General features: G+C 44.6%; 10 protein-coding genes. 2 read left to right on the top strand and 8 right to left on the bottom strand.

Annotation, left to right across the window (positions count from 1 at the left end):
- Nucleotides 1–161 precede the first annotated feature (161 nt).
- The 8 genes from BIV59_RS13105 to dnaE form a co-directional block, all read right to left on the bottom strand.
- Nucleotides 162–548 carry an FxsA family protein gene (locus BIV59_RS13105; RefSeq protein ID WP_071351949.1) on the bottom strand — a complete coding sequence of 129 codons (387 nt, stop codon included), beginning with the start codon at nt 546–548 and terminating at the stop codon, nt 162–164.
- A 243-nt stretch (nt 549–791) separates the two neighbouring features.
- Entirely contained in the window at nt 792–2552 is a 1761-nt protein-coding gene (gene pyk / locus BIV59_RS13100; protein ID WP_071351948.1) for a pyruvate kinase, read from the bottom strand.
- 42 nt (nt 2553–2594) lie between these two features.
- A complete protein-coding gene (gene pfkA / locus BIV59_RS13095) occupies nt 2595–3554 on the bottom strand; it encodes a 6-phosphofructokinase (RefSeq protein ID WP_071351947.1) in 960 nt (319 codons plus the stop codon).
- Between the two features lie 334 nt (nt 3555–3888).
- Nucleotides 3889–4869, bottom strand: a complete 981-nt coding sequence (gene accA / locus BIV59_RS13085; RefSeq protein WP_071351945.1) for an acetyl-CoA carboxylase carboxyl transferase subunit alpha — start codon at nt 4867–4869, stop codon at nt 3889–3891.
- Nucleotides 4866–5732 carry an acetyl-CoA carboxylase, carboxyltransferase subunit beta gene (gene accD, locus BIV59_RS13080; protein WP_071351944.1) on the bottom strand — a complete coding sequence of 289 codons (867 nt, stop codon included), beginning with the start codon at nt 5730–5732 and terminating at the stop codon, nt 4866–4868. The genes accA and accD overlap by 4 nt, the downstream gene beginning before the upstream one ends.
- Nucleotides 5733–5822: 90 nt before the next feature.
- Complete coding sequence (locus tag BIV59_RS13075; protein WP_276205144.1) at nt 5823–6452, bottom strand: FadR/GntR family transcriptional regulator; 630 nt, start codon at nt 6450–6452, stop codon at nt 5823–5825.
- 5 nt (nt 6453–6457) lie between these two features.
- Nucleotides 6458–7699 carry an NADP-dependent malic enzyme gene (ystJ, locus tag BIV59_RS13070; protein ID WP_071351943.1) on the bottom strand — a complete coding sequence of 414 codons (1242 nt, stop codon included), beginning with the start codon at nt 7697–7699 and terminating at the stop codon, nt 6458–6460.
- Between the two features lie 121 nt (nt 7700–7820).
- Entirely contained in the window at nt 7821–11180 is a 3360-nt protein-coding gene (gene dnaE, locus BIV59_RS13065; RefSeq protein ID WP_071351942.1) for a DNA polymerase III subunit alpha, read from the bottom strand.
- A 167-nt stretch (nt 11181–11347) separates the two neighbouring features.
- Between dnaE and ytrH the strand changes: the two genes are divergently transcribed.
- Nucleotides 11348–11683, top strand: coding sequence for a sporulation membrane protein YtrH (gene ytrH / locus BIV59_RS13060; RefSeq protein WP_139194364.1), 336 nt, complete (start codon nt 11348–11350; stop codon nt 11681–11683).
- Nucleotides 11680–12180 (top strand): sporulation membrane protein YtrI, encoded by a 501-nt coding sequence (gene ytrI / locus BIV59_RS13055; protein WP_071351940.1) that lies wholly within the window; start codon nt 11680–11682, stop codon nt 12178–12180. Before ytrH ends, ytrI begins: the two co-directional genes overlap by 4 nt.
- The last annotated feature ends 508 nt before the right edge of the window (nt 12181–12688 follow it).

Raw genomic sequence — 12688 nt, 5'->3', positions numbered from 1 at the left:
TGCGGGGTCTCACCTTCCCGCTAATCCAGCAGGAGTCTCGCACCTTACACTCCAATCAACCTGGTTTAACAACAGGATCGCTTCACAGAACTTTAACGAATAAAAAAAAGCTTCTGCCGCCCTCTGCCCCTAAGGGTACAAGAACTGCAAAAGCAAATGGTTTATCTGATTATGGTGAGCTTCCCTTTATTCATCCTATTCAAGATCCACCTGACTATTAGCGGTTTGATGATGGCACGTGTGGGCGGAAGCAGCAATACGAGGCCAAGAATATCCGAAACAAAACCGGGAGTCAGCAGGAATGTTCCGCCAATAAGTATGCAAATCCCATCAATAACTTGATTTCCCGGCATTTGGCCGCGGCTCATTTGTTCCCGGGCCTTCCTGATTGTTTCCAGACCCTGCTGCTTGGCAAGATAAGCCCCAATCAATCCTGTGGCAATGATCAGCAGGAGTGTAAATCCTACTCCAATTGTTTTTCCTGACAATAAAAGAAGGGTGATTTCTAAAGCTGGCATAGCAATTAAAAACAAGATAAAAAGTTTCATCTGTTATACCCCCGAATATTTCCTTTTAATAACCTTGTACTGCCTCCAGTATACAATATGAACCTCCAGAGTGCTAAATTCAGTATTTGGAATAATACGGAACTACCCTAAAAATCGCAATTTCGGTTATAGCGGACATTTGACGGAACTATGGCCCCGCCTGCAGTCATCAGATTAACAGCGCAAAAAAAAAAAAAAACGAAGCGAAAGCTCAGCCTTCGTTTCGTTTTTTAAAGTTATTTATTACAAAACATTTGCATGTCCGTTATAAACAATGCCTCTGCTTGCATCTACAGTGATTCTCTGTCCACTCTGAAGCTGGGTCATGGCGTTTTCAGCACCGACGATTACAGGTATGCCAAGGTTTACGCCGACAACAGCCGCATGGCTTGTCAAACCGCCTTCTTCAGTAATTAATGCTGAACATTTTTCAATGGCAGGCATCATTTCTTTATCAGTTGCGATTGTAACCAGGACAGAACCCTCTTTTACTTTTTCATTAGCTTCTTTCGCAGAGCGTGCAAGCACGACATTGCCTTTTGCAGATTTTCTGCCGATTCCCTGTGCTTTAATCAAAACGTCGCCAAGGACATGAATTTTCATCAAGTTGGTTGTTCCGGCTTCGCCTACTGGTACACCGGCAGTAATGACTACAAGATCACCATGTGAAACAAGTTCTGAATTCAAGCTTTCATCAATAGCTGATTGAAGCATCTCATCCGTACTCGCAGCCTGTGATCCGTTCTGAGGATATACTCCCCATACAAGAGATAAACTTCTTACAACATAATCATTTGCCGTTACAGCAATGATTGGAGATTTTGGACGATATTTAGAAATCATGCGGGCTGTATGGCCGCTTTCAGTTGGTGTAATGATAGCTCCAGCATTCAGGTTAAGAGCTGTATGCGCAACCGATTGCCCGATCGCATCTGTCACATTATGTCCGTTATCCCTGCTTCTTGCTGATAGGATTTCTTTATAATTTAATGCACTTTCAGCACGTGAAGCGATATTGTGCATAGTTTGAACAGCTTCGACAGGATATGTTCCGGCAGCCGTTTCGCCTGAAAGCATGATGGCATCCGTTCCGTCAAATATGGCATTGGCTACATCACTTGCTTCAGCGCGTGTAGGACGGGGATTTCTTTGCATCGAATCCAGCATTTGTGTAGCAGTGATGACAGGTTTTCCTAAGCTGTTGCATTTTTTGATCAATTGCTTTTGTACAAGAGGAACTTCCTCTGCAGGGATTTCTACGCCAAGATCACCGCGTGCAACCATCAGGCCATCTGAAACTTCAAGAATTTCATCAATCCGGTCCACACCCTCCTGATTTTCGATCTTAGGGATAATCTGGATATGCGGAGCGTTGTGCTGCTGAAGCAGTTCACGAATCTCAAGTACGTCAGAAGCTCTGCGGACGAAGGAAGCAGCAATGAAGTCAACTCCCTGTTCAATTCCAAAAATGATATCCTGTGCATCTTTTTCCGTAATACCCGGAAGTTTGACAGATACACCAGGAACGTTAACGCCTTTTTTATTTTTAAGCACACCGCTGTTTAAAATCGTCGTATGAATTTCTTTTTGGCCATAATTGATTTCAGTAACCTCAAGGCCGATCAATCCGTCATCCAGAAGAATTTTTGAACCAACGTGAACGTCATCGATCAATCCTTCATAAGTAATAGAAAACTTATCAGCAGTTCCCAAAACTTCTGTCATAGATACAATGATGTTTGAACCTGCCGTTAATTCAATTGCTCCGTTTTCCATGTTGTTGGTGCGGATTTCTGGTCCTTTTGTATCCAAAAGAATCGCAACCTGCTTGCCGGTCTGCTTGACAGCTTCACGGATGTTTATGATTCTTTGTCCATGCTCCTCATGGTCACCATGGGAAAAATTAAGGCGGGATACATTCATGCCTGCATCAATTAGCTGGCTTAATTTTTCTACACTTTCACTTGCCGGGCCAATCGTACAAACTATTTTAGTTTTGCGCATTTAAAACTACCTCCTGTTTTCTTAGAAAATTATGTAATTGCATTAGATGGACAGTTCGGAAGAAAGATCGTACATTTTCCTGTCGATAGCATGTTTATGGGACAAAACTTCAATGATATCATAGTCAACAAGCTGGTTTTTTTCAAGGCCCACCGCCCGGCCGCCTTTGCCTTCCATGAGAAGCTCTACCGCATGTGCCCCAAGCCTGCTCGCAAGTACACGGTCATTTGCTGTTGGCGATCCTCCGCGCTGCACGTGCCCCAAAACGGTCACGCGTGTATCAAAGTGCGTCTCTGCTTCAATTTCCCTTGCAATATCCACAGCACTGCCTACGCCCTCTGCCACTATGATGATGCTGTGTTTTTTGCCGCGTTCTTTTCCCCTTATGAGCTTTGCGATGAGCTCCTCCATGTTATAGTCGCACTCAGGACATAGAATGGTCTCTGCTCCGCCAGCAAGCCCCGCCCACAAAGCCAGGTCGCCTGCGTCCCGTCCCATAACTTCCACGACATATGTCCGTTCATGGGAAGTTGCTGTGTCCCTGATTCTATCAATAGCATCAATCACCGTATTCAAAGCAGTATCAAACCCAATAGTGAAATCTGTTCCGGGAATATCGTTATCAATAGTTCCGGGTACTCCAATGCATGGGTATCCTCTTTCGGTCAGCGCGCCAGCTCCCCGGTAGGAGCCATCTCCGCCAATCACAACTAATCCTTCTATACCGTGCTTTTTCAGCTGCTCAATGCCCTTCAGCTGGCCTTCCTCGGTTTTGAAATCAAGACAGCGCGCTGAATGCAGCATGGTACCGCCCCGGTGTATAATATCCCCTACAGAGCCGATTTCAAGCTTCCTGATATCACCTGAAATCAAACCTTGATAGCCGTAATAAATCCCATATACTTCAATATTATGGAATATCGCCTTCCGGACTACAGCACGGATTGCTGCATTCATACCCGGAGAATCTCCCCCGCTTGTCAGTACACCTATTTTTCTCATGCAAAATCACCTCTTCTTAACATGTGTGCAAATATTAAGATCATTATGATTTAGACTGCCGGAGCAGTTATTCCCGGAGTTCATACTACAAAGTATTGTTACAATCATTTCTGCAATAGACTCTTTAAGACTACATTATTTCAGGAATAATGAGAAGTAAAAGCAGATATATTTTTCAGCATCCCCCTGTCCTGCACGGGGATGCTGATATGCAGACTGCCTTTATTTTTTATTTTTCCTCAATAACTATTTCTTTACCCATGTTTATAAGAGGAAAAAACGTGCCGCCTCAGGCAACACGTTTTAAAGCATCATTTAAGGTCGTATGATCCCTTTATTTTTCTGCTTTTGTCAGTGATTCCTCAAAGGAATACTTTCCGATTTTCTTATACTTGGCATACCGCTGATTCACAAGCTCCGAACCGCTTAAAGATGATAATTCAGCAAGCGATGAAGCCAGTACTTCCCGAATTGATTCTGCCTGCTCATCCATGTTGCGGTGCGCTCCTCCCTTGACCTCAGGGATGATTTCATCTATGACACCAAGCTCGTGCAAATCAGGGGCAGTAATCTTCATGGTTTCAGCGGCTCTTTTTGCCTGTGCGGCATCTTTCCAAAGCAATGCAGCTGCACCCTCCGGTGAAATGACGGAGTACGTGGAGTTTTCAAGCATATGAATGCGGTCTCCAACACCCAGCGCAAGTGCTCCTCCGCTGCCGCCTTCCCCGATTACGATGCAAATGATAGGAACCTTAAGCCCGGCCATCTCAAATAAATTCTTGGCAATGGCTTCACTTTGGCCCCGCTCCTCTGCTGCCTTTCCGGGGAATGCCCCTTTTGTATCAATGAAGCAGATAATCGGGCGATGGAACTTTTCTGCCTGCTTCATAAGGCGCAAGGCTTTACGGTAGCCTTCCGGATGTGGCATACCAAAGTTCCTGCGGATGTTTTCCTTTGTATCTTTTCCTCTTTGATGGCCAATGATTGTAATCGGCTTGCCTTCAAATTCGGCAATGCCTGCAACAATTGCTTCATCATCCCCATAATACCGGTCTCCATGGAACTCCAGGAAATTGGTGCACAATCTTTCAATATAATCAAGAGAGGTCGGTCGTGCAGGATGCCTCGCCACCTGGACGCGGTCCCATGGCTTCATATTTTCATAAATCTCTGTTTCAAGGCTTTCCAGACGCTTTTCAAGCTTTTCTATCTCAGATGAAAGATCCACTTCGGCATCGTTCGTAATATCTCTGAGCTCGTCGATTTTTTTGCGGAGCTCCGTTACCGGACGTTCAAACTCTAGTTCGCCAATCATCTTTCTTCACCACCTGGTACATGTAACTTAAGTATGGTTGTTAATTTGTCCTTCATTTCCAGACGTGATATAACCGCGTCCAGCTGGCCATGCTTCATCAAAAACTCGGAGGTCTGGAAATCCTCAGGAAGCTCTTCCCGAATGGTCTGTTCAATAATCCTCCTGCCTGCAAATCCAATAAGTGCGCCTGGCTCTGCAAGGTTAATATCACCAAGTGAAGCAAAGCTTGCAGATACACCGCCCGTAGTCGGGTGAGTCATAATCGAAACGAAAAGCCCGCCCTCATCACTGAACATCTTAAGTGCGGCACTTGTTTTGGCCATTTGCATCAGGCTTAAAACGCCTTCTTGCATCCTTGCACCGCCGGAAGCGGTAAAGATGATGAATGGAATCTTCAGTTCACCCGCTTTTTCTATGGCTCTTGTGATTTTTTCGCCCACAACGGAACCCATGCTGCCCATACGGAAGCTTGCATCCATGATTGCCACTGCTGTCTGGTATCCGTTTATCTTCCCGATTCCTGTTACAACGGCTTCATTGATGTTTGTCTTCTTTCTGTCTTTCTCAACTTTCTCCATGTAGTCGGGAAAATCGAGCGGATTCACTGAAACCATGTCTGCATCAATTTCTGTAAAGCTGTCCTGGTCGAACAGGCTTCCGATTCTTTCGTATGCTGTCATGGTATGATGGTGGCCGCAGTGCAGGCACACCTTTTCATTCTTCATTAATTCCTTTGTATACATGATTTTTTTGCACTTCGGGCATTTTGTCATGATGCCTTCCGGAACATCATGCTTATCACGTTCTGAAGGAATGGTTGCATACTTCTTTTTTTTGCTTTTTGTAAATAACTCTTTAAGCAAGCTGAATCCTCCCTTTGCCGCTAATTATCTTCAGTGCAAGGCCTGTCCCTTACTTTAACAGATACAAAGCAAGAAACTTGTAAAACACTGTCAAACACTCTTCGACATATTCCTGATTTTGTGAAGATAAATATGAATCGCTTCTTCTTCATTTCTTTCTAGAAGGGCTTTCGCCAGGGAACAATATTCATCCCCTTTTGCTCTTTCAGATATTGTCCGGGCTGCCTTTGAATAGGTATTTACTATGCTCCAGATTCTCCCGATTAATCGGTTATGGTTAATTTCTGCAATATGTTTAAAAAACATTTCATCATCAAATTCATTTAGTTCGGTCCAAGCCGCCAAATTTCTTAGTGTTTCATCGGATGAAGTGCTTATGATGATCCTTAAACAATCAATTTCAATCAGCACTTTGGTTTCTTCCAGATCTTCTTTTACCTTTGAATTCTGCAGAAAGAAGGTCCCGAGAAGCTCTACCAGCTTGTGCTCCTGAAAATCCTTGATAAATGTGCCTTCCCCTCTGCGGGTTTCAATGAGCCCAAGGAGCTCCAGTGACCGCAGGGCTTCCCGGACTGAAGAACGCCCCACGTTCAAGCGCTCCGACAGCTCCCTCTCAGAAGGCAGTTTGTCACCGGGAATTAAATGATCTTCTTCCATCATGCACCGGATCTTTTCAACTACATCCAAATAAATCTTTGTTGATTGATTTGAAGTGCCCAAATCATTCATTCCCCGCTTTTTCCGATACTTGCCAGCTTCCTGGTTCTTTCTTTCACTTCTTCCGGGTCCACCTTGATTCTTGCAACGCCTGTTTCCATGGCTGCTTGTGCTACTGCTGCAGCCACGGCAGGCGCCACTCTTACGTCAAAAGGAGCTGGAATGACATAGTCGGAGTGAAGCTCTTCTTTCCGGATAAGTCCGGCAATCGCTTCGACCGCAGCCACTTTCATTTTTTCATTTATATGGGTAGCGCGCACGTCCAGCGCCCCGCGGAAAATGCCTGGGAATGCAAGAACATTATTAACTTGATTCGGGAAATCCGAACGGCCGGTTCCCACTACCTTCGCGCCTGCAGCCTTTGCCTCTTCCGGCATGATTTCAGGATCAGGGTTAGCCATCGCAAATATAATCGGATCTTCATTCATGGAAGCAACCATTTCTTTGGATAATGCCCCAGCTACTGAAACCCCGATGAACACGTCTGCTCCCTTAATCACTTCTTCAAGCCTTCCCTGGAGTTTGCTGCGGTTGGTAACTTTCGCTATCTGATCCTTAATGTCATTCATGCCGAATGTGCGCCCTTCAAAAATGGCGCCCTTTGAATCGCACATAATGATATCACGTACCCCGTAATGATACAGAAGCTTTATTATAGCGATTCCTGCGGCACCTGCTCCGCTTGCGACAACCTTGATTTCAGACATGGTTTTCCCTGTGATGCGCAAGGCATTCACAAGTCCGGCAACTGTAACGATGGCTGTCCCGTGCTGATCATCATGAAAAATCGGGATATTTGTTTCCTTCTTCAGTCTTTCTTCAATTTCAAAGCAGTTAGGAGCTGCTATATCCTCTAGGTTGACGCCGCCAAATGTTGGTTCAAGGAGTTTGACAGTTTCTATTATTTTATCCACATCTGTTGTTTTCAGACACAAAGGAAAAGCATCAACACCTGCAAAGCTTTTAAACAGCACAGCTTTTCCTTCCATAACCGGCAAGGCAGCCTCTGGCCCGATATTGCCCAGCCCAAGCACGGCTGTTCCGTCAGAAATAACTGCCACTGTATTGCCTTTCATTGTGTAGTCATATACCGTTTCTGGTTTATCGTAAATCTCCTTGCACGGCTCCGCAACTCCCGGAGAATACGCCAGGCTCAAGTCTTCTGCGTTCCTTACGGGTACTTTAGAAACCGTCTCAAGCTTCCCTTTATGGACGCGGTGCATATGCAGTGCTTCTTCTCTTAGTGTCAATGTCTTCACTCCTTGAACTAGATAGATATAATCATAAATATGATGAATGAGTTCCATTTAAAAGTGGTCTGACCACACAAATACATAATACATATTAACATAACTATCTTGCTTGTAACAGCTATTCTTGCTGAAGAATGACGTTTCCCTCTCCGGCAATCGTCTCAAGCCTTGCCAGCAATTCCCTGGAAGGCGTGACCCAATCCCTCAGGGAAAGCTGCACATATCTTTCTTCGCTTTCATAATAAAGCATCACTTGTGTGGTTCCGGAATGCTTGAGCAGCGCCTGCTTTATTTTCTGCAGAATCGGGTTTGTCTGCTTGTCCTGCTCAATCTTTATAAACAGCCTTGTTTTATCTTCTTCCATCATGCGGTAAAGCTTTTCAAGCATATATGCATCATGGATGATCAGCTGCTTTTTGCCGTCCCGCTCCTCCATGGTTCCCTGGATCATCAGGATTTCTCCATTGCTTAAGATAGAGGAATGCTTTGAATAAACATTTGGGAATGCCACAGCCTCTAAATCGCCATTTTCATCGCCGACAGACAGAAAGGCCATCACTTCACCTTTTTTTGTACGGATGGTCTTTACTGAGGTGATATAAACCCCAAGGAAAATTTTCGGTTCTTTTGAAATGATGGCCTCATCTATGGAGACGGCTCCAAAGTGGCTGAATACATTTCTGTACCCTGTAACAGGGTGGTTCGACAAATAAAAACCAAGTGCGTTTTTTTCATAATAAAGTTTATCTTCAAGTCTGATAGGATCCACTTCAATATACTTTGGCTTCAGGGAAAATTCACTGCTTTCAAAGAAATCAAATTGGCTGTCGTCGGGATTAACCAGCTCCGAATGGCTTAGTGCAACATCCAGGCTGGCCAGCAGTGTGGCCCTGTCTTTTCCGAATTCATCAAACGCTCCCGAATGGACAAGCGCTTCAAGAATCTTTCTGTTCACAGCCTTTCCTGATACCCGTAGACAAAAGTCGAAAAGATCTTCAAATTTCTTTTGTCTTCTGGCAGAAAATATTTCTTTAAGCACCGCCCCGCCTATTCCTTTGATTGGACCAAGGCTGAAGAGAATCGATTCCTTATCAGCCTTGAAAGGGAAGCCGCTGCTATTTATAGAAGGAGGGAGCACCTGGATTCCCATCTTTCTTGATTCCCGGACATACTGGCTTATTTTATCTTCATTGCCGATTACAGATGTCATAAGCGCCGCCATGAAATAAGAGGGATAATGTGCCTTAAGGTATGCCAGCTGGTAGGCAATCATACTGTACGCAACAGCATGGCTCCGGTTAAATCCATAATTAGAGAACTTGACAATCAGATCATAGATTTCGGATGCTGCATGTTCCTCATATCCCTGCATGAGCGCCCCTTTTATAAAATGCTGCCTTTCCTGGTCAAGAATGTCTTTCTTTTTCTTGGAAACGGCCCTTCTCAGCAAATCTGCCTGTCCAAGTGTAAAACCGGCCATTGCAGAAGCTATCTGCATGATCTGTTCCTGATAGACAATGACTCCGTACGTGTCTTTCAATATTTCCTTCAGTTCAGGAATAGGATACGTTTCTTCAGCCATCCCGTGCTTGCGCTGGATAAAGAGAGGGATGTTTTCCATCGGGCCCGGGCGGTACAGGGCATTAACGGCCACGATATCTTCAAAGTCCGTAGGGTTCAGCCTTTTCAGCACATTTCTTATTCCATCCGATTCAAACTGAAAAACCCCTGTTGTCTCTCCTTTGCTTAAAAGCCTGAATGTTTTTTCATCCTTAAGCGGGAGGCTGGCAATATCAATTTTCTGGCCGGTATCCTTTTGAACGGCGGATATAATCAGGTCTATCAGGGTTAAGTTGCGAAGGCCGAGGAAATCCATTTTCAAAAGCCCCAGTTCTTCAAGAAGGTCCATTGGGAATTGAGTAAGATGTATGCCTGCATGTCCTTCCTGGATAGCAATCAGGTCAGTAAGCGGCTGTCCGCTGATTACAACCCCAGCTGCATGTGTCGAGGTATGCCTCGGAAGCCCTTCAAGCTTTGAAGCTGTATCAAAAAGCCTTTTATTCAGCTCACTCTGATTCACAAATTCCCGGAGAGCCTTTGATTCCCTTAAGGCATCCTCCAGGGAAATGCCTATCCTGCCAGGAATCATTTTCGAGATGGTTTCCTGTTCCTTAGGGTTAAGCCCAAATACCCTTCCTGTATCACGCAAAGCTGCTTTTGCCGCCAGTGTCCCGAAGGTTATAATTTGGGCAACATGGAACTCACCGTATCTTGACGCGACATAGGAGATCACTTCTTCCCTGCGGTTATCAGGAAAATCGATGTCGATATCCGGCATGGAAACACGTTCAGGATTCAGAAACCGCTCAAATAATAAATGGTGCTCAATCGGATCAACTTCTGTAATCGATAATACGTAGGCAACCATTGATCCTGCAGCCGATCCCCGTCCAGGACCAGTCAGGATGCCCTTTTGCCGGGCAAATTTCATAAAATCCCATACAATAAGAAAATAGTCGCTGAAATTCATTTTTTTTATAATATCCAGCTCATAATGAAGTCTTTCCATATATGAATGCGGTGCTTGAGGCCTTCTTTTTTCCAGCCCCTTTTCACAAATTATTTTCAGCAATTCATCAGAAGATACACCAGGCTCTGCAGGATATTGAGGAAGAAGGGGGCGATTAAAAGCAATATCAACCTGGCATCTCGCAGCAATTTTCAGGGTATTTTCAAGCACTTCAGGGCAATCCTGAAACAGCTCGGCCATTTTCCTGGGATCCTTCAAATAAAATTCATTGGAAGGAAGTCTTTCACGGTCCTCCTCTGAAAGTTTTGCGCCGTTTTTGATGGCAAGCAGAACCTCCTGGGACATGGCATCTTCTTTCATAAGGTAAAAGGCTGGGTTTGTTGCAATAATATCCAGTCCCTGATTTGCGGCAAGCTTGCCGATCTTCGCCTCCATTTCACTCTTTGCATCAGGCGATTGGCGCTGAATGGACAGAAAGAAGCGCCGGGGCCCAAATATATCTGCAAACAAACCAGCAGCTTCATAGGCTTTTTCCTCCTGGTTTTCTGCTAACAGGTTTTCTATTTTCCCTTCTGCACCCGGTGAAATAGCAATCAGGCCCCTGGAGTATGCTTTTAGCCATTTATGCGGAAGGCCTTTGGGGGACTTGGTTTTAATCGCACTGCTTATTTTTAATAGGTTTTGATAACCGTCATTATTTTCTGCCAGTAAAATCATCGGGAACGATTCCTCGGCATCATCCAATATATCAGCCAGCAGGCCAATAATCGGCTTGATCCCGAGCTTTTTGCATTCTTTATAAAAGTACAGAGATCCGTACATCACATTCCGGTCTGTTAATGCTAGCGCTTTGTATCCCTGTTCCTTCGCAAGCGCTGCAAGTTCCTTGATTCTTACAGTGCTTGTCAGCAAGCTGTATGCACTTTGTATATGAAGAGGTACGAACATGTTTACACCTACCTTCTGCGGCTTCCTTTTAGTTTTATTATAGAGCCATTAGATAAAAAAAGAAAATACGTTCTCATTTTGAATTATGCCTGCAAGGGCAATCATATTGTTTGTCCTCTATCCATATACATAATTTATATAGAAATTCATAATGAGGGATGATGAAAATGAAAGAAGCATCTTTTCCTGCTTTTCTGAACAGTTACTTTATATCCTTCGGTGTTCTTCTAGGAGGCTCTTTAATCGGGGGGCTTGCGGCATTTTTCACAGGACAGGCTCCTTTGTCATCCATACACCGCCTGTCGGATTCTTTAAGGATCTGGGCCATCATTGCTGCAATCGGAGGGACCTTTGATACGGTTTATGCTTTTGAAAGGGGCATTTTTAACGGCGCCACAAAAGACATTCTAAAACAATTCCTGCTGATTTTATCTGCGCTTGGAGGTGCACAGACAGGCGCATTGATCATCAACTGGCTTACTCAGGAACATATTTCATCATGAGAATCCCTCCCTTATACAGGCGTCCGGCATGGCAGCGTTTTTTTGCAGGAGCTGTCATTGGAGGGGTAACCAGCTGGCTGATTTTTTTGTATATGTTTGGTGTACAGCAGGAAAAGCAAATCACTACCCTCAAGGCACAGCAGAAAATGATACACGAATTGAAAATAAAAAACGCCGTCTGGGAGCATGACTTAAACAAATTAAATGATGAAACCGAGCAGGGGCTCTCCATCCAGGATGTAAAAGTCACAATAACAAACGGCGAAACATACGGACTTGATAAACTTAGCGTAGCGGAAGCAGAAGATGCACTCATCGAAGATCTAAAATCATTAATAGCAAAAAACGTAGACACCGTCTTCAAAGGAAAAATGCTGCTGAAAAAATCCATAGAAAACAAAATACTGGAAATCAACAAAAAAAGATACGCCCTGGAAGTAAGCGAAATACTCTTCTACAGCAACATGTATATAGAAATCAAACTTAAAAGGCTATAACAAAAAGCGGAAGCGCCTGTTCAGCCTCGACCAGCATAAGACGCATCAGAATAGAAGGCGCTCTTTGCCTTCAATTCTGATGTGGCTTATGACCTCGAGAGGCTAGGCGCTGTAGCTGGATTACATAAAAAAAGCGGAAGCGCCTGTTTAGCCTCGACCAGCATAAGACGCATAAGAATAGAAGGCGCTCTTTGCCTTCAATTCTTATGTGGCTTATGACCTCGAGAGGCTAGGCGCTGTAGCTGGATTACATAAAAAGCGGAAGCGCCTTGGTCAGCTTGCGAAGCAAATAGGGTTTTGGCCTTAGAAGGCGGTTCTTTGCCTTCTATGGACAAAACATCTTACAAGGAACGAAGGCTAATTACTCTGCATCCTGCAGAAACGCCTTCATGACCTGCGTCCTGCAGGCCTCAGCAAGCTAGGCGCTGAAGCTGGATTACATAAAAAGCATAAGCGCCTGAAGTAGAGGATCAAAGACTAAGAACGCCGCGTCCTGCGGCAGCGCCGT

It is taken from the genome of Bacillus sp. MUM 13 (genome assembly GCF_001866725.1).
Classification (GTDB): domain Bacteria; phylum Bacillota; class Bacilli; order Bacillales; family DSM-1321; genus Peribacillus.
This window is presented reverse-complemented; position numbering and strand designations above follow the sequence as displayed.

Excerpts from the sequence above, each read along its gene's own strand:
- BIV59_RS13105 (WP_071351949.1), bottom strand. The coding sequence starts at position 548 with ATGAAACTTTTTATCTTGTTTTTAATTGCTATGCCAGCTTTAGAAATC.
- pyk (WP_071351948.1), bottom strand. The coding sequence starts at position 2,552 with ATGCGCAAAACTAAAATAGTTTGTACGATTGGCCCGGCAAGTGAAAGT.
- pfkA (WP_071351947.1), bottom strand. The coding sequence starts at position 3,554 with ATGAGAAAAATAGGTGTACTGACAAGCGGGGGAGATTCTCCGGGTATG.
- accA (WP_071351945.1), bottom strand. The coding sequence starts at position 4,869 with ATGATTGGCGAACTAGAGTTTGAACGTCCGGTAACGGAGCTCCGCAAA.
- dnaE (WP_071351942.1), bottom strand. The coding sequence starts at position 11,180 with ATGTTCGTACCTCTTCATATACAAAGTGCATACAGCTTGCTGACAAGC.
- ytrH (WP_139194364.1), top strand. The coding sequence starts at position 11,348 with ATGAAAGAAGCATCTTTTCCTGCTTTTCTGAACAGTTACTTTATATCC.
- ytrI (WP_071351940.1), top strand. The coding sequence starts at position 11,680 with ATGAGAATCCCTCCCTTATACAGGCGTCCGGCATGGCAGCGTTTTTTT.